At 61.3% G+C, this 23464-nt stretch carries 25 protein-coding genes; 10 read left to right on the top strand and 15 right to left on the bottom strand.

The annotated features are described in order from the left end of the window. Positions 1–291: 291 nt before the first annotated feature. Positions 292–897, bottom strand: coding sequence for a 2'-5' RNA ligase family protein (locus tag RI103_RS08325; RefSeq protein ID WP_310814867.1), 606 nt, complete (start codon positions 895–897; stop codon positions 292–294). A 330-nt stretch (positions 898–1227) separates the two neighbouring features. Here RI103_RS08325 and RI103_RS08320 point away from each other — a divergent pair, with 330 nt between their 5' ends. Further along, positions 1228–2436 carry a putative DNA modification/repair radical SAM protein gene (locus tag RI103_RS08320; protein WP_310814866.1) on the top strand — a complete coding sequence of 403 codons (1209 nt, stop codon included), beginning with the start codon at positions 1228–1230 and terminating at the stop codon, positions 2434–2436. 9 nt (positions 2437–2445) lie between these two features. Then, positions 2446–3921, top strand: coding sequence for a UdgX family uracil-DNA binding protein (locus tag RI103_RS08315; protein WP_310814865.1), 1476 nt, complete (start codon positions 2446–2448; stop codon positions 3919–3921). A 62-nt stretch (positions 3922–3983) separates the two neighbouring features. Here the strand turns inward: RI103_RS08315 and RI103_RS08310 are convergent, their stop codons facing one another. The 5 genes from RI103_RS08310 to RI103_RS08290 form a co-directional block, all read right to left on the bottom strand. Next, positions 3984–4499, bottom strand: coding sequence for an Ohr family peroxiredoxin (locus RI103_RS08310; protein WP_310814864.1), 516 nt, complete (start codon positions 4497–4499; stop codon positions 3984–3986). A gap of 23 nt (positions 4500–4522) precedes the next feature. Then, entirely contained in the window at positions 4523–5278 is a 756-nt protein-coding gene (locus tag RI103_RS08305) for an SDR family oxidoreductase (protein ID WP_310814863.1), read from the bottom strand. 238 nt (positions 5279–5516) lie between these two features. Further along, positions 5517–6518 (bottom strand): LysR family transcriptional regulator, encoded by a 1002-nt coding sequence (locus RI103_RS08300; protein WP_310814862.1) that lies wholly within the window; start codon positions 6516–6518, stop codon positions 5517–5519. Positions 6519–6700: 182 nt separating this feature from the next. Beyond that, positions 6701–7582 carry an RNA polymerase sigma-70 factor gene (locus RI103_RS08295; protein ID WP_310814861.1) on the bottom strand — a complete coding sequence of 294 codons (882 nt, stop codon included), beginning with the start codon at positions 7580–7582 and terminating at the stop codon, positions 6701–6703. 288 nt (positions 7583–7870) lie between these two features. Beyond that, entirely contained in the window at positions 7871–8377 is a 507-nt protein-coding gene (locus RI103_RS08290) for a hypothetical protein (RefSeq protein ID WP_310814860.1), read from the bottom strand. Positions 8378–8592: 215 nt separating this feature from the next. On the opposite strand from RI103_RS08290, the gene RI103_RS08285 reads away from it, so the two are divergent. Continuing rightward, on the top strand, positions 8593–9498 hold the full coding sequence (locus tag RI103_RS08285) for a DUF72 domain-containing protein (protein WP_310814859.1): 906 nt from the start codon (positions 8593–8595) through the stop codon (positions 9496–9498). Positions 9499–9530: 32 nt separating this feature from the next. On the opposite strand, the gene RI103_RS08280 is transcribed toward RI103_RS08285, so the two are convergent. Next, a complete protein-coding gene (locus RI103_RS08280; protein WP_310814858.1) occupies positions 9531–10190 on the bottom strand; it encodes a UdgX family uracil-DNA binding protein in 660 nt (219 codons plus the stop codon). A gap of 352 nt (positions 10191–10542) precedes the next feature. On the opposite strand from RI103_RS08280, the gene RI103_RS08275 reads away from it, so the two are divergent. The 3 genes from RI103_RS08275 to RI103_RS08265 all read left to right on the top strand — a co-directional run bounded on the left by RI103_RS08275 (position 10543) and on the right by RI103_RS08265 (position 13230). Then, positions 10543–11136, top strand: a complete 594-nt coding sequence (locus RI103_RS08275; protein ID WP_310814857.1) for a ParB/Srx family N-terminal domain-containing protein — start codon at positions 10543–10545, stop codon at positions 11134–11136. Between the two features lie 164 nt (positions 11137–11300). Further along, positions 11301–12173 carry an endonuclease/exonuclease/phosphatase family protein gene (locus RI103_RS08270; RefSeq protein ID WP_310814856.1) on the top strand — a complete coding sequence of 291 codons (873 nt, stop codon included), beginning with the start codon at positions 11301–11303 and terminating at the stop codon, positions 12171–12173. Between the two features lie 139 nt (positions 12174–12312). Continuing rightward, positions 12313–13230, top strand: a complete 918-nt coding sequence (locus tag RI103_RS08265; protein ID WP_310814855.1) for a YihY/virulence factor BrkB family protein — start codon at positions 12313–12315, stop codon at positions 13228–13230. 85 nt (positions 13231–13315) lie between these two features. On the opposite strand, the gene RI103_RS08260 is transcribed toward RI103_RS08265, so the two are convergent. Further along, the gene (locus tag RI103_RS08260; protein ID WP_310814854.1) at positions 13316–13585 is read right to left on the bottom strand and encodes a DUF2934 domain-containing protein; all 270 of its coding nucleotides are present in this window, start codon (positions 13583–13585) and stop codon (positions 13316–13318) included. 566 nt (positions 13586–14151) lie between these two features. Between RI103_RS08260 and RI103_RS08255 the strand changes: the two genes are divergently transcribed. Continuing rightward, complete coding sequence (locus RI103_RS08255) at positions 14152–14514, top strand: hypothetical protein (protein ID WP_310814853.1); 363 nt, start codon at positions 14152–14154, stop codon at positions 14512–14514. Positions 14515–14822: 308 nt separating this feature from the next. Here RI103_RS08255 and RI103_RS08250 read toward each other — a convergent pair whose 3' ends face one another. From RI103_RS08250 to RI103_RS08230, 5 genes are all read right to left on the bottom strand, one after another. Continuing rightward, on the bottom strand, positions 14823–15488 hold the full coding sequence (locus tag RI103_RS08250; protein WP_310814852.1) for a protein-L-isoaspartate(D-aspartate) O-methyltransferase: 666 nt from the start codon (positions 15486–15488) through the stop codon (positions 14823–14825). Positions 15489–16268: 780 nt separating this feature from the next. Next, positions 16269–16427, bottom strand: a complete 159-nt coding sequence (locus RI103_RS08245) for a hypothetical protein (RefSeq protein WP_310814851.1) — start codon at positions 16425–16427, stop codon at positions 16269–16271. A gap of 28 nt (positions 16428–16455) precedes the next feature. After that, positions 16456–17199, bottom strand: coding sequence for an acetoacetyl-CoA reductase (gene phbB / locus RI103_RS08240; RefSeq protein ID WP_310814850.1), 744 nt, complete (start codon positions 17197–17199; stop codon positions 16456–16458). 155 nt (positions 17200–17354) lie between these two features. Beyond that, on the bottom strand, positions 17355–17924 hold the full coding sequence (gene phaP / locus RI103_RS08235) for a TIGR01841 family phasin (protein ID WP_310814849.1): 570 nt from the start codon (positions 17922–17924) through the stop codon (positions 17355–17357). Between the two features lie 235 nt (positions 17925–18159). Next, on the bottom strand, positions 18160–18357 hold the full coding sequence (locus RI103_RS08230) for a hypothetical protein (RefSeq protein ID WP_310814848.1): 198 nt from the start codon (positions 18355–18357) through the stop codon (positions 18160–18162). 334 nt (positions 18358–18691) lie between these two features. Here RI103_RS08230 and RI103_RS08225 point away from each other — a divergent pair, with 334 nt between their 5' ends. Beyond that, complete coding sequence (locus RI103_RS08225; protein WP_310814847.1) at positions 18692–18964, top strand: hypothetical protein; 273 nt, start codon at positions 18692–18694, stop codon at positions 18962–18964. 404 nt (positions 18965–19368) lie between these two features. Next, on the top strand, positions 19369–19656 hold the full coding sequence (locus RI103_RS08220; protein WP_310814846.1) for a hypothetical protein: 288 nt from the start codon (positions 19369–19371) through the stop codon (positions 19654–19656). Positions 19657–20025: 369 nt separating this feature from the next. Here RI103_RS08220 and RI103_RS08215 read toward each other — a convergent pair whose 3' ends face one another. Further along, a complete protein-coding gene (locus RI103_RS08215) occupies positions 20026–20298 on the bottom strand; it encodes a hypothetical protein (protein ID WP_310814845.1) in 273 nt (90 codons plus the stop codon). Positions 20299–20671: 373 nt separating this feature from the next. On the opposite strand from RI103_RS08215, the gene RI103_RS08210 reads away from it, so the two are divergent. Then, positions 20672–21391, top strand: a complete 720-nt coding sequence (locus RI103_RS08210; protein WP_310814844.1) for a hypothetical protein — start codon at positions 20672–20674, stop codon at positions 21389–21391. Between the two features lie 155 nt (positions 21392–21546). Here RI103_RS08210 and RI103_RS08205 read toward each other — a convergent pair whose 3' ends face one another. Beyond that, positions 21547–23028, bottom strand: coding sequence for a diguanylate cyclase domain-containing protein (locus RI103_RS08205; RefSeq protein WP_310814843.1), 1482 nt, complete (start codon positions 23026–23028; stop codon positions 21547–21549). Between the last annotated feature and the right edge of the window lie 436 nt (positions 23029–23464).

Below are 23464 nucleotides of genomic sequence, written 5' to 3'. Positions count from 1 at the left end.
CATGCAATCAGGAATGATTCACTCGAGCCGTAACCACGCCACCGTCACTTTCGACGCCGGCACCCGTCTCCAACGCGCTGCACATGCTTCGCACCTGGGCAAACGCATTCTCAAATCGTGGCCGCGCGCAATGCTAGCCGCCTTGACCATGTCGCTCGCCCTTTCGGGTTGTGGCGTGTTCTGTGGCGGCGCGGGCGGCAGCGGAGGCGGCTTCGCCGGCGGTTGTGCGACCGGCATGCGGTTCTAATCCGGCGCCCTTCGACAACCCGGCGTCACCTGGGGCGACGCGCGCTATGAACCCGCGCCCGTGAAAGTCCATCGAGCCAGCGCAACATGGCGCGTACGCCCAAGCAAACTGTGCATCAACGCAAACTCACGCACGTTCCAGCATACCGGTTCGACGGGACGTGCCGCGGCCCACGGCATGCCGTACGCCAGTGTGACGTGCGGCGTGTAGTGCGCCGCGGATGAAGCCGCGTGGTCCCCCAAACCGGCATTTCGCAACGCAAGGCCCAAGGCGTCGTGCAGCCTGTGCAGGCCAGCGACGCCCTCGCCTCCGCCCAGTACCAACGGTCCCGGTCGCGGCTTCGACGCGAAGCTGACGGCAGTGTCGAATTCGACGCTGAACGGCTCCATGGCGACCGACGCAGCCGCTTTCATCGCCGCATCGACTCGCTCCTGTGGCAAACCACCCGCGAAATTGCCCAAGTGCAGCAAGGTGACATGCAGACGGGCCGCCGCAAGCGGTTTGCTCCGCGCGCGCGTCTCTGCGCAAAGCTGTTGCGCGAGCTTCGAGATGCTGGCCGCTGTCGTGGCATCGGGAAAGACGGCGAAGAACAGGCCGTCTGTCGGCGTTGGCGGCGCCTCGAGCCCAGGCAACCAGAGTTGTTCAGGCATGGCGTTCCTGACCGGATAAAGCCGGCATGTAGATGAATCTCCGTTCATTGTGCGGGCTCACCCGCGTACCTGATCTGTTCAGACCACCCGACTGCGCGAGGTTCCACATCAACCTTGTTCTAAAGCCATTGAAATTTTCAAAGCTATAGTCCGACTGCGAGCAAACGCTGCGCCAATCGGACAAGCTCAACTCCCGTTAGATCGCTTCTGCCCCGACATTCCTGTTCGCCAGCCACGCTCCATAAATGACCCCGCTCCACTCAAAAAACCGCTTGCAGTGACCGCCTGCCCACGTACAATACTGTACATCCATACAGTACTGGCGGCAACGTGGAATTGCTCAGAAAGCTGGAAATATTGGCCGACGCCGCGAAGTACGATGCGTCGTGCGCGAGCAGTGGCGCGCCCAAGCGCGGCTCTCGCGGCATTGCCGGACTGGGCGCCAGCACCGGCGCAGGCATTTGCCACAGTTTCACGCCGGACGGGCGCTGCGTCTCGCTGCTGAAAATTCTGCTCACCAATTTCTGTTTGTACGACTGTCAATACTGTGTCAACCGGCGTTCGAGTAACGTGCCACGCGCGCGCTTTACGCCCGAGGAAGTCGTCGAACTGACGCTCGATTTCTACCGGCGCAACTACATCGACGGACTGTTTCTGAGTTCCGGAATCATTCGGTCATCGAACTACACGATGGAACAGCTCGTGCGCGTCGCTCAGTCGTTGCGTGAGGATCACCAGTTTCGCGGCTATCTTCATCTGAAGACAATCCCCGACGCCGATCCGCAGTTGATTGCACAAGCCGGCCGCTATGCCGACCGTTTGAGCGTGAACATCGAATTGCCCACCGAGGGCAGCCTCGCGCGGCTCGCACCGGAGAAAAACGTCCGCACCATCAAACTCGCCATGGGCTCGATCCGTCTCGCGCAGGAAGAGGCGCATAGCGACGCCAGCGCGCCGAAGTTCACGCCCGCGGGCCAGAGCACGCAGATGATCGTCGGCGCGGATCAGACGAACGACAGCACGATCTTGCAGACCGCCGCGGCGCTGTACGGAGCGTACAAGCTGAAGCGCGTGTACTACTCCGCCTTCAGCCCGATTCCCGACAGTCCTTCCGCGTTGCCGGCTCAGGCGCCGCCGTTGTTACGCGAACATCGGCTGTATCAGGCCGATTTCCTGATGCGCGGTTACGGCTTCAGTGCGGAGGACCTGTTCGAACAACCTGGCAATCTCTCGCTCGACATCGACCCGAAGCTCGCATGGGCGTTGGCGCATCGCGACCAGTTTCCCGTCGACCTGAACCGCGCGCCGCTGCGCATGATCGCGCGCGTGCCGGGCATCGGCATGCGCAACGCGAAACGCCTGGTCGAGTTACGGCGTTCGCGCCGTGTACGCTACGAGGACCTCGTGCGGTTGCGTTGTCCGCTGGAGAAGATCAAGCCGTTTGTCGTGACGCAAGACTATCGCGCGGCGCTGCATGACGCGTCGTCGGCGCGATTGCGCCGGGTGCTGGCGCCGCCGGTGCAACTGGCTCTGCTGTGAAGTCTCGCGATGCGTTCCATCGTTATCGAAGACCATTTCGCCGCGTGGCGCGCCGCGTCGCTGGGCGCTTTAGACGAAGGCCTCGCGCCCGAGACGATCGAATGGCGTGTCGGGCAGGAACGCGAGTCATCGCAAGGCCGGACGCTGTTCGACTACGGCGCGACATCCGCAGGCGCGGCACCTCGACCCACTGCCGCGACCGTGCATGTTTCCAAGGAACTGGCGACACTATTGCGAGACGCTGCGTCATACCGCGAGTCAGATCGCTGGGCGTTTTTATACAAGGCGCTGTGGCGCTGGCAACATGGCGACCGCGCGGTTGCCTCGCCGGCAGATGCGGATGGCGCCCGGCTCCATCGTATGGCGAGGAGCGTACGACGTGCCAGGCACGACATGATCGCTTATGTGCGCTTTCGCAGGCAGACGTCGGCGTCGGCTGTGCAGACGCCCGAATACGTCGCCTGGTACGAGCCCGAACATGATGTCCTGGCGTGGGCTGCGGAACACTTTGCGCAGCGCATGGGACGCTCGACGTGGATGATCACGACGCCGCGCGGCGCCGCCTTCTGGGACGGTCGGCAACTGCACCTGGAGCAACGCCGCGCCCTGCCCGCCGATCATCGTGGCGATACAGCGGACGAAGCCGGGACGCTATGGCTCGCCTACTACCGCAGCACGTTCAATCCGGCGCGGCTGAACGAAGCGGCGCTCGAACAGCACATGCCGGTACGTTTCTGGAAAGGCCTGCCGGAAGGCCATCTGATTCCCGCGATGATCAGTGAAGCGAAAACCGGCGCGCGCCGCGTGGCGCAGGCGAGCGGCGTCGGTGCGCTGGGCGGCAAGACCATTCCGATCGAAGCGGAGATGGCGCAACCCGCCCGCGAGCAGCCCTCGTCGCTCGATACTTGCCGGCGTTGCAACCTGTGGCGCAACGCAACGCAAGCTGTGGGGAGTTCAGGGCCAGGCGACGCGCGCATCATGCTGATCGGCGAGCAGCCCGGCGATCAGGAAGATCTGAGCGGTCAGCCATTTGTCGGGCCAGCGGGGCAATTGCTGGAGACCGCGATCACGCGCGCCGGACTGTCGCGCGCGCAGGTTTATCTGACCAACGCGGTGAAGCATTTCAAATGGGAGCCGCGCGGCAAGCGCAGGCTGCACAAAACGCCCGGGCAGCGTGAGATCGAAGCGTGTTCTTACTGGCTCGAGCGGGAGTTGAATGCAGTGCGGCCGGCGGTGGTCGTCGCGCTTGGCGCGACGGCGCTCACGGCGTTGCTGCGCGGGAAAGTCAGTCTGAGAGACTATGTCGATGCGCCGTTCAGAGTGGCAGGCGGCTGGGGCATCGCGACCTATCATCCGTCGTTCGCGTTACGGCAGCAGAACGACGCGGACTGCGAGAAGCTATTGGCCGAGATCAGCAGTGCCCTCATCCGGGCGCGTGAGTTGGCGGAATCCGTCACGGCGGCTGTCACGAAACGGCAGCAGTGAACAGAGCCCCTTTTTTGCGCACTCTGTAGAACATCAACTTCCGAGAGAATCTTCACGCAGCGTCACGATCTGCCGGCGTCGTCCTGCTGCACAAGCGCGACGACATTCCCGATCCCCTGCCGTGCCATCTTGGTATAAGGGCAAAAGCGTTCCGTGTTGCGGACCAGTTCCTCGGCCACGACACGCTCGACACCGGGCAATCGAATACGGGTCTGCGCGGTCAGGATGAACAGGCCGTCCATGGGATCGCGGCTGAAATCGACGGTGACCTCCACCGAAGCGCCGGGAATCGGAATGCTTGCCCGTGCCGCAAGCAGACTCAGTGCACCATGAAAGCAGGCCGCGTAACCCGCCGCGAAGAGCTGCTCGGGATTGGTGCCGCCGCCGGGACCGCCCAGCGCCTTCGGCAATCGCAGGTGAACTGTGAGATTGCCGTCGTCAGAACGGGCAATGCCCGACGCGCGCCCATGACCCGCGTCGCCGCCTGTTACGGTGACGGTGGTCGAATACAGCGTTTGAGGGTCTCGCCCGTGATACCTGTCGAGCAGCGTCAGCGGCGGTGGACGCAATGTGGGCATGGCGCGCCTCGTCGGCTCGTGCCTTATGTCGCGGCTTGCATCTGGGCGAACCACGCGTCGAAGTTGATCGTACCGAGACGCGGGTTTGCGCCCGGGACAAGGGTGTCGTCCTGCAACTCGGCGCCGAAATAGCGGGCGCGTGGGTCTGCAACGACTTTGCGCGAATCGTGGCTCGCCAACAGGAATCGCCGCACCATGTCGGCCAGCCGCACGCGCTCCGGACCCGCGATCTCCGCGATACCGTTGCGCGGTTCGCCGACGGCAAAGTCCGCGACGGCTGCCGCCACATCATCCGATGCAATCGGCTGGAACAATGCGGGAGACAGCCGGATGTCCTGGCCGTCGCCACCCGATTGCGCAATGCCGCCAAGAAATTCGAAGAACTGGGTCGAATGGACGATTGTGTACGGCACGCCCGATTCGCGGATCAGCTTCTCCTGCGCGATCTTGCCGCGGAAATAGCCGCTTGCCGCGAGCCTGTCGGTGCCGACGACGGAGAGCGCGACGTGATGCTGTACGCCCGCGGCAAGCTCCGCCGCAAACAGATTGCGTCCGGCCGTCTCGAAGAATTCGAGCACGGCGGCATCTTCGAACGATGGGGAATTGGCCAGATCGACCACGACATTCGCGCCCGTCAACGCCTCCTTCAGCCCTTCGCCCGTGATTGTGTTCACGCCCGATGCGGGCGATGCGGCAACGACGGCATGACCGCGCGCGCGAAGATTCTTGACGACTTTACTGCCGATGAGTCCCGTACCACCGATCACGACGATTTTCATGATGTCTCTCCAAGAGCTTGTGAGCGGCTCCCGCACCGCCTGTTTTTCGACTCCGGCTTGGCATCGCATAGCGGACGGTGCGGATGGGTTTGCCGGTGCTTTGCCGGACTAGCCGCGATTCGCGTGCCCTCCGTACAGGAAGCATCGTAGGCATGCACTGCGTCATGCGGTAGGGCCGCAAAGGGACGCACCGTGTTGCATGAGGAGCACCAATCGACGCACGGTAGTTCGGGTGCCGTCACTCGAGCGTCGGTAACGCCGTCATCGTCGTCAGACACTGCAGGTCGAGCGCTCTCGTGTGCTCGGTCATATAGTCGATGAACACGCGGACCCGGGCAGGAAGTTGTTTGCGGCTGAGATAGCAGATGTAGTGGCCGCTGTCTTCCGGTGCGTGCTGCGCGAGACAACTGACCAGCTGCCCGTCGCCCAGCAGATCGCAAACCTGATGCGCAGGCAACTGCGCGATGCCCAGCCCGTCGAGCACTGCCTGCACGATCAGATCCGGGTCGTTGAATGTGTGCTGCGCGACGGGCTGGCGCCGCTGCGGCAGACCGTCGACCTTGAACTCCCACTCACTGATGCGCCCGGACGCGGTCAGGAAATTGATGCAGCGATGATCCGCCAGTTCATCGACGTGCCGCGGTAATCCGTGTCTTCGCGCATAACCGGGCGACGCGCAGACGAGCATCTGCATCGGAATCAGCTGGCGCGCCACGATCCCGCTGTCTTCCATGCGCCCGTCGCGAAACGCAACGTCGACGCGATCGGCGGTAAAGTCGGCGGGCCGGTCGTTCAGCAGCAATTCGAGGGCGATCTCGGGATAGCGCGAATGAAAGCCCCGCAGCAGCGGCGCGACGATCTTGCGGCCGAAGCCCGGTGTCGAGACGATGCGCAGATGGCCGCGCGGCGGCCCGTTGCGCAGTTCCCGCATGTCTTCCAGCGCCTGGGCGATGCGCTCTATGCCAGGCTGACAGTTCTCGTAGAAGAGTTCCCCCTCGCGCGTCAACGACGTGCTGCGGGTCGTGCGCAGGAACAGGCGCGCGTCGAGCTGAGCCTCGAGTTTCTGCACATTGCGGCTAACGGAGGAACGCGCGATCCCGAGACGATCGCCCGCACGGGCAAAGCTGCCTTCGTTGGCAACGGCGAGAAAGGAAACGACGCCGGCGTAGCTGGTCGCAAAGCTGCATGCGAACGGATCGGCGGCGCTGGCGATGGGGCGGCGTGGTGGGTAGTCTGACATGGAAGCGCGAGTCGTGAAGTCCATAGCGACTAGACGTATCTGCGCTGCCATTTGTGACAGGGTCCACCGTTTTTAAAGCATGGTAGTGCGTCCCTGAATGATGCGGCGCGCGCTCGCCGCGCATTCGCGCGTCCTTTACGTGCATGTCCAGACAGAATCCACAGCCGGCGAGAGATCGGCGTTCAGTCGTCGGCATATGCCGCCGCGATGCGGGCGAGCTTGTCAGGGTTGCGCTGCACATGGATCCGAACGATGCGCTCGCCATCCGTTTCGAACGACTGTGCCGATTCGAGTTTGCCTTCGATAAAGCGCAACAGCGCCCATTGACCGTTGAGCGCCACGAGCTTGACGCTCAGGCCGCTGCCATAACGCCGCGACGATGCGTAGAAAAGCTGCGCGATGCGCCGGCCGCCCGCCATCGGTTTCGGGAAGCTCTGCACTTTGCCGCCACCGTCGCCGATCAGCATCGCGTCTTCGGCCAGCAATGCGTTGATCGCGGGGAAATCGGCGCGCTCCAGCGCGTGCGCGAAGGTTCGCAGCAGGCGCAGATGCGTCTCGCGCGGTACCACATGACGTGGACGTTCGTCGCGCAGCTGCGTTTTTGCACGGCTCACCAACTGACGGCACGCCGCCTCCGTCTTGCCGATGGCTTGTGCGACTTCGTCATAGTTGGCGTCGAATACTTCGCGCAGCAGGAACGCCGCGCGTGCTTCCGGCGTCAGCCGTTCGAGCAGCATCAGAAAAGCCACGGAGACGTCGTCGGCGCGCTCCGTGGCCTCCTCCGGCGTAGCCGGGAAGTCCGTCATCTGCGGTTCGGGCAACCAGATGCCCGCGTAGTGTTCGCGTTGAATCTTCGCCGCGCGCAGACGGTCGATGGACATCCGCGTCGTGACCGCGACCAGCCACGCCTCGGCGTTATCGATGGCTTCACGGGCTGTCGCATGCCAACGCAGCCAAACGTCCTGCACGATATCTTCGGCCTCGGCAACCGATCCCAGCATTCGATACGCAATCTTCTGCAGTCGCGGGCGCAGCCCGTTAAAGGCACGTACGTCGTCGTCCATGCACAGACTTCCTCTTAGGTTGAAAGCACAAACGCGGCCCGAACGGATTGCCGCCAGCGAGATATTGACCCGAAGGCGCAACGCTCGAACGCCCGGCATTGCCCTTACGACACAGCATGCACATGCGCATGAGATGGCCCGACGATCGGCTGTGATGTCTGCGTCACACTTCTGAGTCAGCCGCTCCCGCAGCGGCGAAACTTATCAAGCACTGTCCGTACTCCCCCGACACTGGCGCGCCGGCAGATCTCCACGCCGTGTCGCGCCACCTCTTAGCCCGAGCGGCTGTCACGACTTCCTCGCACGCGGCAGCGCTGCATTCAGAAACGGATTGAAGCTGCCCGAACTGGCCGGCGTAGCGACTTTGTTCGAGCGGCGGCGCTTGCCCGGTTGCGCACTGCCGGACAACTGCGCAAGCAGTTCATCCGTACCCGTGTCTTCGTCGGCGCCGGCCGTTTTTCTGCTTCTGCCGCGTCGCGGTTCAGCCTCTTTGGCAGTTTCACTTACAGCGCTAGCTGACAGCGCGGCGCCGGCGATGTGTTCGACCACCGTGATGAACGAAGTTGAAGCCGACTGCAGGTCATCGCCTGGCAACATCGTCTGTACGACGATTTCATGCAGCGAGCGGCCATCGACGGAACGGCTCGCGGAGGTGCCATGCCAGTCGACGTCCGCTTGCGCGAACGCGCCAATGATCCGCTCGAGCACCGCCGGCGACAGGACGCCGCCGTCATAGAGGCTGACGACCACCCGCTCGAAAATTCCAAACGGAGTTGATGGAGACGCTTTCGGCACGAGTTCTTACTCCTTGATGGTCCCGCTGCTTATCGCCGGGCAGTCACACGGCCCATACCTCGTGGACCAGCGCCAGCCTATCACGACTGCCGACCGGCATTCGGCGCTGAAGCCCAATCCACTACCGACGCCATCATCGTGTCCCGGCGCTCATGGGAACAGGCGTTGCTGACTTCATCTGAATTCAGTCTACGCATGCAATCGCGCGAATATCCATGAAACAGGTTGGCGACGTACGCATCGGCATTTCTGGTTGGCGCTACAAGGGATGGAGAGATAGTTTCTATCCCCATGGGCTGCGACAGGCCGCCGAATTGCAGTTTGCGTCCTCGCTTTTTCAGACCATCGAGATCAATGGTACGCATTACAGCCTTCAGTCGCTCGACAGTTGGCGGCATTGGTACGCCGAGACCCCTGCCGACTTTGTCTTCAGTGTGAAAGGCGCGCGATATCTGACCCATCTATTGCGTTTCCGCGACGACAGCGCGCGAGTTGCCAGCGCCAACTTTTTCGCGCAGGGGCTGCTTGCCCTGAACGAAAAACTGGGACCCATACTGTGGCAGTTCCCGCCCTCGTTTGGCTTCGAGCCCGCGGCGATGGAACGCTTTTTACGTTTTCTGCCCCGCGACACCGCGGCCGCGCTCTCTTTGGCAACGCAACACGATGAGCGTGTCAAGACGCCATATGCCTCGGTGGACCGCAAGCGGACACTGCGCCATGCCGTCGAAATACGCCACGCCAGTTTTCTGGACCCCGCCTTCGTCGAGATGCTCAGGCAATACGAAGTCGCACTGGTAGTTTCCGATTCCACCGAACCGTGGCCGCTGGCCGAAGACCTTACCGCTGACTTCGTCTACATTCGGATGCATGGCACCGAATCGCGGTACGCCGGCGCCTACGCTGACGACGCTCTGGACGACTGGGCCGCCCGGATCGACGCATGGCGCCGCGGTTCGCAGCCCACCCACGCGCGGCTGATCGCGCCGCATCTTCATCCACCCGCGCGGGCGCGACGGGACGTCTACTGCTATTTCGACAACGATGCCAAAACACACGCGCCCTTCGACGCGCAGCGGCTGATGCAACGACTTGGCCTGCAAGCAGCGCATTCGGCGGCATAACGGCAAGACGCCTTCCAGCGCGGAACACCGCATCAGTTGGACAGTTTGCGCTGACGGCTCAACTCGTGCGCGGCCTGAAGGGCCGCGACAATCGTGTCATACACGCGTTGCCGCGTCGCGGGATCGGGCGCGCGCAATGCGAACGACGGATGATAGGTCGCAACCACCGTCCGCTCGTCGTGTTCGATCGTTTTGCAGAGCGCGTCCTGCAACCGGGCGTGCGAATCGTCCAGTACCGCCTTTAGCGCGGTGGCGCCTAACGCAACGATCACGTGCGCCCCTGTGGTCCGGAGTTCCTGTTCAAGCCAGTATCCGCATGCTTCGATCTCTCGCTGTCCCGGCGTCTTGTGCATGCGACGCTTGCCACGCGGCGTCCACTTGAAATGTTTGACGGCGTTCGTGACATAGACTTCCTTGCGTTCCAGCCCGGCTTCGTCGAGCGCTTTGTCGAGCAGTGCTCCCGCCGGTCCGACGAACGGTCTGCCCTGCAAGTCTTCAGCATCCCCCGGCTGCTCGCCGATCAACATGATGGCCGCGTGCTTCGGCCCTTCGCCGGGCACCGGCTGTGTCGCATTGCACCACAGCGCGCAGCGGCGGCATTCGTCCAACGTCGCCGGTTGCTGGTCGCGTTCGACATCCGGATCGGACTGCGTGCTGCCGCGCGTTCGGCGCTTGAGTTTGTCGTCGGCCATGGTCGGTTTCGGTGCGCCGCAAAACGTTGCGCGGCGTGTCGGAGGATGCAACGCCTGCTAACTGATTACGTGCCGTTATGGCTTGACTCGACGCAAGACGCAGGCCCGGGTGAGCCTGATCTTCCCCGCTGTCGACGCCTCGGGAGCGCCGGGCCGGCCGTGACAGTCCACCGCGATTGCGCCGCTCCAGGTCCGGCTCGTCGCCACACGCCGGCCTTGCCTCCGACGGCACGCATCTTGCGGCAGGGATCAGATCAGGCATCGCGCGAACGGCATGATTCGCGGGCGCCGCATCCGCGTTCGACGCGGTAACGCTCGACGCGGTAACGATGTTCGCGGATAGGAGACAGGCATGACTACACTAAAAATCGACCAGCTGCGTCCCACCCAACTGACACACGGCGCGCGGGAAGTGCGCGAAAAAATCAAACAATACGAAGCGCTGAGCGGGCACGATCTGGAGATGGCCATCGCTGAGAAACCGATACCCGTCGTCTACGGACCGAACGGCGCGCCGTTTGCGATCGATCATCATCACGTGGCCGCCGCGCTCTGGCATGTGGGCATCAAGTCTGTGCCGATCGTCCTGGTCAGGGATCTGTCGACTTACTCGCCGGCTGCTTTCTGGCTGAGCATGGAAAACGAACGGTGGACTTTCCCGTATGACGCTGAAGGCCGACGCCGGCCGTTTTCCGATTTGCCGGAACACATCTGGGCTCTGCCGGATGACGAGTATCGCAGTCTCGCGGCAGCGGTCCGCGATGCCGGCGGCTACGAAAAAACCAGTGTCCCTCTGGAAGAATTCCGATGGGCCGATTTCTTTCGCTCGAATCTGCCGCGGCCAGACAGCGACAAGAAGTTCGCAGCGCTACTGGACGAAGGGCTCAGGCTGGCAAAGAGCAAGGCGGCGCTGGGACTGCCGGGCTATCTGGGTCCCGCGGACTGAGCCATCGCGCTCGACACGGCGCGCCGGTGTCGTCGGATGGCCGTGGCGCGCGCGAGGTTCGAAAGGCGATGTCCGGCGCGCACGCTGCTTTTCGCCGTTGTAGTGGCTCATCTCAATCCCTTGTGCCGGTTAACCTGAATGAGCGAGGTGGATAAGCAAGCATCATGAAACTCATCGACTGGAATGTTCAGTGGGGACGCGGCGTGGACGGCCGCGTCGACCTCACACGAATCGTGCACGAAGCGCGCGCGCTGTCCGATTTCGACGTCATGTGCATGCAGGAAGTCACGCGCGGTTTTCATGAGGATCCGGCGTCGGGCGGTTTGGCCGGCGGGCCATCCGCCGATCAATTCGCCGAACTGGCCGCGTTGCTTCCGGCATTCACGGTACTCGACGCAGTGGGCTCGGATCTCCCGGCGCTCGGGGCGAGCCGCCATCGGCGTCAGTTCGGCAATGCGATCGTGACGCGGCTACCCGTCAGGCAGGTGCTGCGCCACTCCCTGCCCTGGCCTGCGGATCCCGCCAAACCGTCGATGATGAGGGTGGCGCTCGAAGCCGTGCTCGAAACCGATATCGGCGCGATACGGGTGGTCTCCACGCATCTCGAGTTTTATTCGGAGACGCAGCGCCTCGCGCAACTCGCCAGGTTGCGGGAACTGCACAGGGAAGCATGCGACCACGCGCGAGCGCCCGCGAAGGCGGAAAAAATCGACAGCCCGTTTTCCGACACGGCGCGGCCTGTGAGCGCGATTGTCTGTGGCGACTTTAACAGTGCGTACGAAAGCAGCGCATATTGCCGGATGCTTGAACCCATTGCCGATGCCCCGCGCTTTGTCGATGCGTGGGCCAGCGCGCACCCTCGCGCGCCGCGAGCCCCGACCGTGGGGCTATACGATCACGAGCAGTGGCCGGATGGTCCATTCGCCTGCGACTTCATCTTTGTGACGGACGATCTGACAGCGCGGATTGCGGCCTGTGAGGTGGACCCGCACAGCCAGTCGTCGGATCATCAGCCGATGTGGCTCGAATTGCATTGAACCGTCCATAGCGAACGCCTTGTTCATCGCTGTCATGGTGCGCGGCGCCTCGACGAAGACAGAGCGCCTCGCGTCCCGGCGGCCTGGAAATTGCTCGCCACTCGACACACTAGAGACAACGAGCGGACGGGAGAACAGCATGGAAAACCAGCGACGCCAAGTGGGCTCCCGATCCGGACGGTCAGGCAATGCGGTGACCGTCGTGAGGGACGCCGTAGAACGGTTTTCGTCGGACCGATGCGCGATGATGGGCGCGAGCATCGGTTTTTACTCTGCGTTTTCGCTGGCGCCGACTTTACTGATCGTCTTCGCGATCACAGGCTGGTTCGTCGGCCGCGACATCGCGCAAGGGCAGTTCTTCGGCCAGATCAGGCAGCTATTGGGCAACGATGCCGCCGCAGCCATGCAGGCTGTCGTCGAGCACGCGCATCATTCGAGCGGTGGTGGCGTGGCGGCGGCGTTTTCTGTGGTGCTGGTTCTCGTCGGAGCCTCGGCAACGTTTTCTTGCCTGAATACGGCACTCGACGTGGTCTTTGCGGCGAAATCGCCTAAAGGACTCGCCGGTCTGGCATGGGTGATACGGGCGCGACTCGTCTCGCTTGGCCTGCTCATGGGACTCAGCTTTCTGCTGGTGGTCTCGCTAGTGCTCGACGCCGCGATACAGACAGCCGGCAGTGCTGTTTTCGGTAGTTCGACGCTTAGCGTTGTCGCCGATGTCGCGCAGTCGATTTTTAGCCTCGTGATACTCGCTTTCGGACTTGGCGCACTGATCAAATGGCTACCTGACACGCGAGTCAACTTCCGTTCGGCGTTGATCGGCGGGGCCGTCGCTGCGCTGCTGTTCACCGTGGGCAGGCACTTGTTCGGTTTGTATCTTGCGCATGCCGGAACGGCGGGCGCGTTCGGCGCAGCCGGCTCGCTCGCTGTGCTGATGATGTGGTTATATTTTTGCGCCGTCGTTTTTCTTTTCGGCGCGGAGGTCAGTGCGTCGCTGTGTCAAACGCCGAACGACGGTGACCCCGCGGACGTCAAAGCTCGCATGAGCGCAGCGCATTGACGACCAAAAACCCGACCGGCGATTCTCGACATTCGGGGCCGCTAGTGTCCGCTGTCAGCTTCTTGACGCGTGAGCGGCATCAACGCTACCGTCGTTTGCGAGCGTCAGCATCCACATCCGCATCGCGGCCAGGCACGTCCTGCAATTGCTCCTCTGGCGCGAGCCGGCCGCCCCGCTCGCGGTCCGCCGACTGATCGACGTTGGGTTCGGGATTGCCCTGCGTATCATTGCCCTCGGCTTCGATCTGCCGGCACGCTTCCTCCCAGTGCTTTTCCGCACTGCCGTCCGGCGACGGGTCGTTTTCCCAGAGTTGATACGCCCGCGTGCGAATGCGGGCTTCGAGATCGTTGTCCATGCTGCGTTTCTCCATAGATGTGCGCGTGAATGTACGCGTGGCAACGTGCGATGCGTTCGTGCATTCCCACGCCCCAAGGCTGGCATCGACGGCGCGCTGTCGCCGCGTGACCACTGGCGCGCGCCGCGTGACAGCAGCAACGGGTCTGGCTGGATGGCATCAAGAGCAGCCCTGAATGAGCGCCCTCCGCTAGGCCGCAATAAACATGCCGTCGGATGCGTCGAGAAGATGCGGTTTTCGCGCGGCATACGGTGTCTTGCTGAAGTTGCAATGCAGCGAAAAAATCGCCGGTACGCGTGTTTCTTCTATAAGCCACTATGGGATTGAACCAACGAGAATGGCGAGTTACCTTCTCTGTGACGGAGCCGCAGCCTGGCAAGCACACGCCACCCCGCACTGGCGACCGGCTGAGCGGGCCTCGATACGTACAACGCCGTCAATTTTTACCCGCTGTCCTAACGTTCGATAATCGCACGGACTATAACGATACTCATGAAGCGGACGTGCTGCGAGCGGCCGATCGGCTCCGGCTCCTGCGACGCAAGACTGGCCATCCGGAGTTCAGAATGCAATCGACCGACGAGCAAATCGAAACGTCACCGGACGATCCCGCCATGAGGGGGATGACGGCTCAGGACAGCACACCGGTCCGGCACGATCGTTACCGGCTCACCGTGCGTGCAAAAGCAGGCAACCTGAGGGTCGTTGCCGCCTGGCAGGTGCTCGGTTGCGAGGCACCCCAGGCGGACCATGTTCGGATCCGCGTAGACCGCCGTCACTGCTACGAAGAAATGACCATTACGTTCGCCGCGGTATCGCCGGATGCGCTCGCGACGATGGTGGGCCGTCTGATCGCGCTGCCGTGGGCGCTCGACGCGTACTTTTGTCCGTGCGCATTGCCTCAGGCGTTAGAACCTCCAGCTTCCTGAACTCCATGCCCGCCCTCGGCGATGATGCACCGTTGCCGTTGCTGTTGCGCCCACCCGGAATAGCGATTCCGCTGTCGTCCTTGCGCGAGCATCCGCCACACGAAGCGGCAATGACAACGATGAGAAGAATCTTCGTCAATGTGCTGACCATTGTGATCTCCACTCGCATGGCGCGCACGCTATCGTGCGTGCGGCTCCTCGACCTGTGCGGCCGTCGCGGCCTGCTCACGGACAGATGCATCAGGTGAACCGTTCCCGCGTGCCTCAAATGATGTCCGCGTCTCCCCGCGTCTTCCCCGTGTCTGCCCTTATCGCTCTGCGATGTCGCCCCAGCCCTGCGCACCGATCAACGGTACAAAACGCACAAGGTCGAGCCTTTCCTCGTGGTATGTCGTGCTGCTGTCGCGAGTCAGCCGGATCAGCCGTTGATGATCCGGATCCGGACCCACCGGCATCACGAGCCGGCCGCCTATCTCGAGTTGCGCGCGCCACGCGGGCGGCACGCTTGGGCCGGACGCGGTGGCGACGATTGCATCGAACGGCGCACACGCCGGCAGCCCGAGTGTGCCGTCCGCCGTATAGACGTTCACGTTGCCGTAGCCGAGCGCGTTGAGCCGTTCCATGGCGCTCTCAGCCAGTTGCGGATGACGCTCGACCGTATCGACGTGTGCAACCATTTCCGCAAGCACGGCCGCCGCGTAGCCGGAACCCGTACCGATCTCCAGTACACGGTCGCCCGGCTTGAGCCGCGCGGCCTGCAGCATGCGCGCGACCATGAACGGCTGCGTGATGGTCTGGCCGGCTTCGATCGGAAGGGCTGCGTCCGCATAAGCCCATTCACGCAGTTCGGGACTCAGAAATGCCTCGCGCGGCACGCGCCGCATCGCGTCGAGAATGCGCGGCTCGGCGATGCCGCGTGCAACCAGTTGCCGCTCGACCATTGTGTCGCGCGACTCCGCCAGATCTTCGTGCACTGTGATTCTCCCCTCGTTCTATAGCGGCTCGCTGTCCCGGGGGCTGCTTAACCCTACATAACCATGGTAGATGCAAATTATTCGGGCCGGTCTTTGCTTGTCGACTCATACATCGCTCATTGATATCGCTCATTCATCGATGCGCCGCGCCCCCCTTAAGTTCTGCTTCAGGATTCTCTCTTTCGTTGCCGCCCGCGTCGCTCCGGCAGTCATCTGCGGCGTTGTGGATTTCGCAGGCGTTCGAGGCTCGCGTGCAAGTTGCGCGGGCGATCTTCCCCTCCTGGGAATCAGCAACTGACGTGCCTCAAGCTCGCTTGCGCATGTATCTCGTCACGCTGCGATCACGACGCTCGGCTACCTTGGTAAACGTGCTAGTGGATATGTAGGAGGATGCCGCGCGAACAGACGAATAGCAGAATCGCGACTGCGCTGCAGGCGGCCAGGACCGGCGGGAGATCATGTGCTTTCGCGAGCCACGCGCGGAGCGCCGCCGTCGCGAGCGCGAAACCTGTGGCAAGCGAAAAAATCAGCCACGCTGTGCGCCGCGTCACGCTGGATAAGCCCGTCAGATGCGAGCGGAACGCGTACCACGCCCACATTCGTGGCGGTGAACTGCTATGGGAGGCGCATCCGGCCGAATGGTGCGATTGGAAGGATGAGCCGCAGGCGTGTCGCTTTACCAAGGCAAGCTGGCATTAAATGCCCTGGCGTAGGGAGTTCTGCTGGCCGGGAGGACCAGCAGAATCCGGGCGCGGCGACTGCGCCTGCGAGCGTAGAGGCTCAATGGCGGGCGTTGCTCCAGTCCCGCCAGTAGGGATGATGCCCCATCTGTCTGAGTCTTTTTCGACGCATTTGCTCCAGATGATAGTGAGCGGCGACGAACACGGCTGCCGTCGCCATCACGAATGAACCTACGACGATTGCTACTGCTTCGCTCATGGGAACCCCCGTTGCTGACCTGTCCGCTTCATTGCAGGTGTTGCCCGCCGTTGATTGCAATATTGGCTCCCGTCAGGAAACCCGCCTCGCGCGAGCACAGGTACACCACGAGCGCGGCGACTTCGTCCGGATGTCCGAGCCGGCCGACCGGAATCTGGGGAATTATCTTCGTCTCGCGGATGTCCTCGGGTACCGCCATCACCATCTTCGTCGCGATGTAGCCGGGCGAGATAGTGTTGACAGTGACGCCTTTCTTCGCCACCTCGAGCGCCAGGGATTTCGTGAAGCCATGCATGCCGGCCTTCGCCGCCGCATAGTTGGTCTGACCGAAGCCGCCCTTGGAGCCGATGATCGACGACACATTGATGATGCGGCCCCAGCCGCGCTCGACCATGCTGTCGCACACCGGCTTCGTCATGTTGAACACCGAATCGAGATTGGTTCGGATTACCGCGTCCCAATTGACCTTGTCCAGCTTTTTGAAGCTCGCGTCGCGCGTAATGCCGGCGTTGTTGATGAGAATGTCGACCGGCCCGACTTCGGCTTTGATTTGCGCCGCGCACCTTTCACACGAGTCGTAGTCGGCGACGTCGACCGCGTACGCGCGGAACTGTCTTCCCTGCTCTTCCATCCGTGCGAGCCACTCGTTTGCACCAGTGTTGGCCGGCGAACACGTGACCACGACCGCATATCCGGCATCGTGCAGCTTGATGCTGATCGCCTCGCCAAGTCCGCCCATTCCACCCGTCACCACCGCGATCTGCTTTGCCATCGAATCGTCCTCGCAAAAAATCGGTCTCGTAGACATCTGGAGCAACACTGCATTCAGTCAAGAACTGGATGTGTTGGAGCAGCGTTCCGCCGCTCCTAAGTATTCCTTCCTATGGATTGGGAACGGCGACGCGGGCATCGCTTCCCGCCTCGGCCTTATCCTTTCGCGCCAGCGGCTACGGTAGCCTGCTCGGCACTGCGTCGCGCGGCCTTTGACGCCGTGGCGGTGACTGCATCGAAATTACTCCCTGCGACCTGCACGGCCTGTTGCCCCGTCTTCTGCAGCGTTTCGTACAGGGTCGTGCTGGCGCCGATCGCGGATTTCCATGCAGCGATCGCTGCTTCGGAACCTGCCGGCCCGTTCTTCGCCGCTTCTTCGACGAATGCCTGCACGCGTGCGTTATATCGCTCGTATTGCGTCTGTGTGAATTGGGTGACCTCAGCCTGCGTAGTCGATGCGATGTCGAACACCTGCCGGCCGTATGACAGCGTTTTTTCCGCGAAAGGCGCAGTGAAACCTGCTTGCAGCGAGAACCATTGCAGCGGGTCCGGCGTGCCGGACGCCTTCGTCATATTTTCCTGCGCCTCGGTGAGCGTGGACCTGAAGACCTGCAGGTTCAGCGCGGCCAGTTTTTCGGCGCCTTCAAAGATCTTCCCGGTCAACCCGAAAAATGCGTCGAGGCTGGCCTTCACGGCAGCGGCTTGCTCGGGACTCGATAGAGCCATGGTTGAATTCCTCAAGATTCGGTCCGGTGCACGAAACCCCCGCTCGGACGAGAGTGTTGCGACGGATCGCGATGGTGGATAGATCAAAGCGCAAGGACGCCTGTCAGGCAGAATGCGTCGCGAGAACTTCGACGTTCGTTACATCAACAGGCACTACAAACTAACCCGCAACTGAGACGTTTCGTTCATGACTATGTCTTCGGCGCGCTGGCTGGACGTGCGCGCCCGAGGATGTCTAGCGCATCCGGGCGACGGCCTTGAGGATGGAATCGCCGTCGCTCGTGATATGAGCGCGCGGGCGTCCTGAGGCAAAGTTTTCCAGAGATATGAGTTGCCGCTCCAGCAACGTATTGAGTTCGGCGCGGCCCAGTTCGATCTGGTCCGGCGCGTCCTTGATGAGCATCAGGGTAGCGAATTCATGGGGACTCAACATATCGTCTCCTCGATTTAGTCTCTCTGCGCGGAGAGCATTAATTACCTCTCCTGCGCGCATGCCGGCAAATATTTCTGCCGCCCCCTCCGTGAAGCAATCATGCGAGAAATCGAATCACGGAGACGCCATCATAACCGCTCAATTTTTGAACGCAATATCTGAAATGCCTTTTTTACGCCTCTCGGTTTTCTTTTTATATTTGACGGCAACTACTACTTGTGCAGTCCAGCATGACACGCCGCGAAGCCCAGCCAGCGCGGCCTATACCCATAAAATTCCGCAATAATGTTTTAATAGTTAACTTACTTAACGAGACCAATCCGCGGCGAACCTATTGGCTGATTTATATGTGAATATCGTATTTATAGACGCCAAGCCGATTGTTATCATTAACGCAAAATTGCGAAATATTTATTACAACGCGCATATTGGCTTCGCTGCGGTAATGCTCTGCTTCTCCGACAGAGGTATGATGATTATTGCTGGTCACGTCAGCGCAGGAGGAAATCATGCCCTCAACCCCAAACACCCCACCGATCCACCGGCCAGGAATTCCGGACCACCCCGTCCACGGCGTTACGCCGGGCACCCGGTCGTCGAGGCCTAAACCTGCGCCAGGCACTACGGTCGATGTTCCTGACGCCGCGGAAGCGGAGCCGGCGCCGCACGAGCATCTACCGAGCAGGTCGGACGACAATTGAGCCACCTGCGCGTTTAGCTTGACGCCGCCCGGCCTGATTTTTTTGCGAACGCGGCGTCTTTTCCAGAACCGGAGGCACCGCTGACAAGTCTCAGGAATAGCCTTGTGCACAACGCCGGTCCCTGCTCCGCCCGGCCAGTTCGACCGCGAATGATCTCCAACAACATGGCGTCGCGGAGTCGACGGGCAGCGTGCTGTCCGAACAGCCGGCCCCGAAGTCGGCAATTCACCTCTGGAGGTTTAGCGAATACAGCCTGATCAATCCATGCTTTGTCTGTTCGAATCTCGATTAGCCAGGTATCGGAGGCAACATGAAGTACGAGTACGGCGGCTGGGTCATCGACGCAACCCCGGATTTTTCGCTTGGTCAGTTCTTCGCGCATGCGCGGATCATCCGGGCGTCACCTGACGACGATGTGGACACTGAAATGCATGTCGAGCGCAATCTTGCCTGGTTCGAAACCGAAGACGAGGCAATCGAGGCCGCTCGGCAATGGGCGATTGAGTGGATCGACGCGCGCGATGATAACCTCGTCATTACCGAGGCTCATGCATCGAGCCGGCAAAACCATAGACCGGCGAAAGCCCCGGCCAGATGAAAGTCCGGATATCTTGATCCTGATGCCGGACGACGGTCCCTGTGGCCATTGCGCAACGCCCGCGTGAGCGACGACGCAAACCCGCCCACGGTAGACGCGGGAATGCGAGGGCTCGACAATATTCAGACAAGACACCCGATTGCTTCAGAAACGCGGATGTGTAGGATGGAACCAACGTCAGCGCCCCAAGGCGCGGCGTGTGTGTTCGGGCCGCAGCGATGTCTGCGGCTTTTTTTTGTTCAGAAATTCTTCAGTATCTGCTCGGGCCTTCCAATGGCCTTGACGGCGGCGTACTGATAATTCCAGCGCTACAAACGGCCGGCGCAGGGACGATCCAATCATCAGAGCTATACAGTAACGAAGCTGTTGTCATCGCGCGAACCTGTCGTCCACCACGCGCTGCCCGGCGCTATAGCCCGCCATGAGTGCCTCGGCTTGCGTCGGGAACGGTTGATGGATGGTCGCCCCGAGGCGGATCGGCGCGACCACGGGGCGCGTACCGCCCACCGCGCCCATCGTTCTGATTTGCACGACGGCAACGAAGCCACGCGGAGGCAACAGCGTCACGCTGCCGGTGGTCTCCCACACCGGTTCTAGTTCCACGGTGACCTCAAAGCCCTTGTACCCGTAGATTCTTTTCATGATGATCCTGCGTGATCAACCCGGCCCTGAGACCGTGGAATGCCCCTGCAGGAAAGTGTACATCGCACTTGCAGCGTGGCGACGAAAGGAATTTCCGAATAGTTCCAGTCGCCCTATCAGGGCCGAAGAGTGTGCCGTCCTGACCAGGCTGGGGGAGTCGCTTCGAACGGCTGGTCACTCCATCGCGGCCGCTCCCGGTTCGTCGCGGTGGGCTGCAAGGGTGACGATGTTGATACAGAGTACGTTCGGCCTGGAACTTGACTGCGATGTACGCGAGGGGCGCTCGCGTCATTCAAATCAACCGCTTGACGGTCCTCTATTTGCGCGCACACTGCATATTTACAGTGACCGGCCCAAATCAGGGAGCTCAACGATGACCAAGCCTTTTCAGCAGTGGAAAGTCTTGCCGCACGGCAAGCTCACGGAAGTCGACGAAAACATCCTCACGGTGACCGGCGAACTCCATATGCCGCTCACCGACCTCCCGCGACGCATGACCGTGGCGCGTCTGAACGACTCGCGACTGGTCATATTCAGCGCAATCGCGCTCGATGAGATCGAGATGCAAGCGCTCGAAGATTACGGGCGCCCTGCCTTTCTGGTGGTGCCCAACGACCATCATCGGCTAGACGCAAAAATCTGGAAAGAGCGTTACCCGTCTATGCAGGTCGTTGCGCCCGAAGGCTCGCGAACCAAGGTGGAAGAAGCGGTGCACGTCGACACGACGGCCCCCAGCTTCGGCGATCCGAACGTGCAGTTCGTGACCGTGCCTGGAACGCGTGGGCATGAGGCGGCGCTCGTCATACGCACGCCCAACGGCACGACGCTGGTTCTGAACGATCTGGTCGGCAACATCCGCCATGAATCCGGTTTCGGTGGCTGGTTGCTGCGCATGATGGGATTCGCGGGGAACGAGCCGCATATTCCGAAGCCGGTGAAGCTGGTTCTGATCGCGGATAAAGAGGCGCTGCGCGCTCAGCTTCTGCAGTGGGCAGACATTGAGTCGCTCAAGCGCATTCTCGTGTCGCACGGTTCGCCCATCGAAGACGATCCGGCCCAGACTCTGCGCGCTCTGGCGAGTTCGCTGGCGTAACGCAGGAGCGCGGGAAAACAACGATGCGCGGAACGTGACTGAACCGAAAGCGAACTCTGGCCAACGACGGGGCGTGACCGCCTGAATCACGGCAATTTCCACCTGGCATAACGAAATGAGCGCAGTTAGCGCCCCTTGCCCGCCTGGTAGAAGACTCACCTCGCAAAAATGCGGTCTGTATCCAGCTCCAGTCGATAAGCGAGATCCCGATTTTTGGCTTCGTACATCGCGAAGTCGGCCTTCCTGATGAGTTCGCTCGAATCCTCGCCGGCTTGCAGAATAGCAAGGCCGAAGCTCGCGCCGACCCTCTCGACCCCCCAGTGTGAATTCAGCGGAACCTTTAGAGCAGCCGTCAATTCGGTGACCATCTGTTCGACTACGCCGGTTATAGCGTCTGCCTTGAGCACAATAAGGAACTCGTCGCCGCCAAGGCGCCCTACCGCACCACGCTGCTTTACCGTAGCCCGCAGGCGCGCCGCCACCAGAACAAGAACTTCGTCGCCGCACTGGTGGCCGTACGTATCGTTGAGTTCCTTGAAGCTGTCCAGATCGACAAAAATGACGGCGACTCGTCCGACCGCACCCGGGGCCGCGATCGCCTCGTCAAGCAGCTCCACGATGTTGCCGCGGTTGGGCAAATCCGTCAGTCGGTCTGTTTGGGACAGACGCCGTAGTTCCTCTTTACCGTTGAGGAGTTTGACGATCAGAGCAGTAATCCAGGCCGATAGTGCCGCGAGCATCACCGTGATGGTCGCGGCCATCGTCACATACACGCGACGCATCCTGAAGTAATCGTCCAGCGCCTCATCGACGGAAAGACCGGCGACGACGGTCAAACCATACTTCTCGAGATGGCGGCTTGCCACCACACGATCGACATGATCGATCGGATCGGAGAAGTCGGCCAGCACCGTCTTGCCGAGTGGGACATAGTTGCTCGGCAGCGCCTCGCCAGACCGGCTCGGCGAATTGCCGGCACGACGCGACAACATGAACCCGCGACCGGATATAACGGCAATCATGCCGCGCTGACCCAGCGCAGCATTGTTGTAGAAACCATCGGTCAAATAAGCGGGATCTTCCGAGACGATCACCACCCCACCAAAACGGCCATCGGGGCGGTCGATGCGGCGGGTTGCCTGAACAGACCACTGCCCGGAAATACGTCCAATCACGGGCTGGCTGATGAACAGTCCGATGTCCGCAGGGGAAAGGTGGACTCGGAAATGCTCCCGGTCCTTGAGATCGACCATACCCGAAAATGGCAAAGTCGATGCGATCACGCGGCCGTCGGCACCCGCAATGGTGACCTGTAGTGCCGTGTCCGCAGTAATCAGCCCGTATGCCCGATAGGCCGCAAGATCGAAGCTTTGCGGCGTACGTTCGTATCCGTATTTGACCAGCAACGCAATTTCGTCGACATCGTGAACGGTCTTCAACGTATGGGTTTCCAGGGCGTCGGCCAGCGTGCGCGCGGCCACACGTGTGTCGCGCATCACTGCCGACTTCTCGACCTGCAGGCGCAACAGTATGGTTACCCACAATATGCCGAGGACCAGAACGGTTAGCGCAGGCACCAGTACCAACGCGTGGCGGGACGATCGGATGCTGTTCGTGGCGTAGGTTGTTCGATCCATGGTTCATTTTCACACTGCATAGGCCAACGCAAGTCTCTCAGTGCGCCTGAATGATCAGGACGTTTCGGCAGCACACTTGACGACACCAGCACGATTTCTGGCTTTTCCAAATAAAGTGACGGCCGGCCGTTTTTAGGTCGCTCAACGCTATAACGACAAACCTCGCAAAAAGTTTATTGTTTTTGCCGAAATAAAAAAGAACGGTCGTATAGTATGAGGATATATGGATTACATTGCGCCTGTTATGTGCGTATTAAATCGTCGGTGGAATAGAGTCGCCGCGGGACGCCGCCGACCGGCGCGCAAACTCTTCGATCTTCACGGGGTATGAAAACGATAACAAAGCAATGTCATGTGCTTTTTTGTTCAATATTTTCTAATAACGCAACCTTCCGTGAAAAATTAATTCTCAATCGGAATGGTTTTTTTATTATAG

It is taken from the genome of Paraburkholderia sp. FT54, from assembly GCF_031585635.1.
GTDB lineage: Bacteria > Pseudomonadota > Gammaproteobacteria > Burkholderiales > Burkholderiaceae > Paraburkholderia.
Note: the sequence above shows the minus strand (reverse complement) of the source record. Positions and strands in the feature narration are given on the sequence as shown.

Bases quoted from the DNA above. Each gene is read 5' to 3' on its own strand.
- RI103_RS08325 (WP_310814867.1), bottom strand. From the start codon at position 897: ATGCCTGAACAACTCTGGTTGCCTGGGCTCGAGGCGCCGCCAACGCCG.
- RI103_RS08315 (WP_310814865.1), top strand. From the start codon at position 2,446: ATGCGTTCCATCGTTATCGAAGACCATTTCGCCGCGTGGCGCGCCGCG.
- RI103_RS08310 (WP_310814864.1), bottom strand. From the start codon at position 4,499: ATGCCCACATTGCGTCCACCGCCGCTGACGCTGCTCGACAGGTATCAC.
- RI103_RS08305 (WP_310814863.1), bottom strand. From the start codon at position 5,278: ATGAAAATCGTCGTGATCGGTGGTACGGGACTCATCGGCAGTAAAGTC.
- RI103_RS08300 (WP_310814862.1), bottom strand. From the start codon at position 6,518: ATGTCAGACTACCCACCACGCCGCCCCATCGCCAGCGCCGCCGATCCG.
- RI103_RS08295 (WP_310814861.1), bottom strand. From the start codon at position 7,582: ATGGACGACGACGTACGTGCCTTTAACGGGCTGCGCCCGCGACTGCAG.
- RI103_RS08285 (WP_310814859.1), top strand. From the start codon at position 8,593: ATGAAACAGGTTGGCGACGTACGCATCGGCATTTCTGGTTGGCGCTAC.
- RI103_RS08280 (WP_310814858.1), bottom strand. From the start codon at position 10,190: ATGGCCGACGACAAACTCAAGCGCCGAACGCGCGGCAGCACGCAGTCC.
- RI103_RS08275 (WP_310814857.1), top strand. From the start codon at position 10,543: ATGACTACACTAAAAATCGACCAGCTGCGTCCCACCCAACTGACACAC.
- RI103_RS08270 (WP_310814856.1), top strand. From the start codon at position 11,301: ATGAAACTCATCGACTGGAATGTTCAGTGGGGACGCGGCGTGGACGGC.
- RI103_RS08265 (WP_310814855.1), top strand. From the start codon at position 12,313: ATGGAAAACCAGCGACGCCAAGTGGGCTCCCGATCCGGACGGTCAGGC.
- RI103_RS08260 (WP_310814854.1), bottom strand. From the start codon at position 13,585: ATGGACAACGATCTCGAAGCCCGCATTCGCACGCGGGCGTATCAACTC.
- RI103_RS08255 (WP_310814853.1), top strand. From the start codon at position 14,152: ATGCAATCGACCGACGAGCAAATCGAAACGTCACCGGACGATCCCGCC.
- RI103_RS08245 (WP_310814851.1), bottom strand. From the start codon at position 16,427: ATGAGCGAAGCAGTAGCAATCGTCGTAGGTTCATTCGTGATGGCGACG.
- phbB (WP_310814850.1), bottom strand. From the start codon at position 17,199: ATGGCAAAGCAGATCGCGGTGGTGACGGGTGGAATGGGCGGACTTGGC.
- phaP (WP_310814849.1), bottom strand. From the start codon at position 17,924: ATGGCTCTATCGAGTCCCGAGCAAGCCGCTGCCGTGAAGGCCAGCCTC.
- RI103_RS08230 (WP_310814848.1), bottom strand. From the start codon at position 18,357: ATGTTGAGTCCCCATGAATTCGCTACCCTGATGCTCATCAAGGACGCG.
- RI103_RS08220 (WP_310814846.1), top strand. From the start codon at position 19,369: ATGAAGTACGAGTACGGCGGCTGGGTCATCGACGCAACCCCGGATTTT.
- RI103_RS08215 (WP_310814845.1), bottom strand. From the start codon at position 20,298: ATGAAAAGAATCTACGGGTACAAGGGCTTTGAGGTCACCGTGGAACTA.
- RI103_RS08210 (WP_310814844.1), top strand. From the start codon at position 20,672: ATGACCAAGCCTTTTCAGCAGTGGAAAGTCTTGCCGCACGGCAAGCTC.
- RI103_RS08205 (WP_310814843.1), bottom strand. From the start codon at position 23,028: ATGGATCGAACAACCTACGCCACGAACAGCATCCGATCGTCCCGCCAC.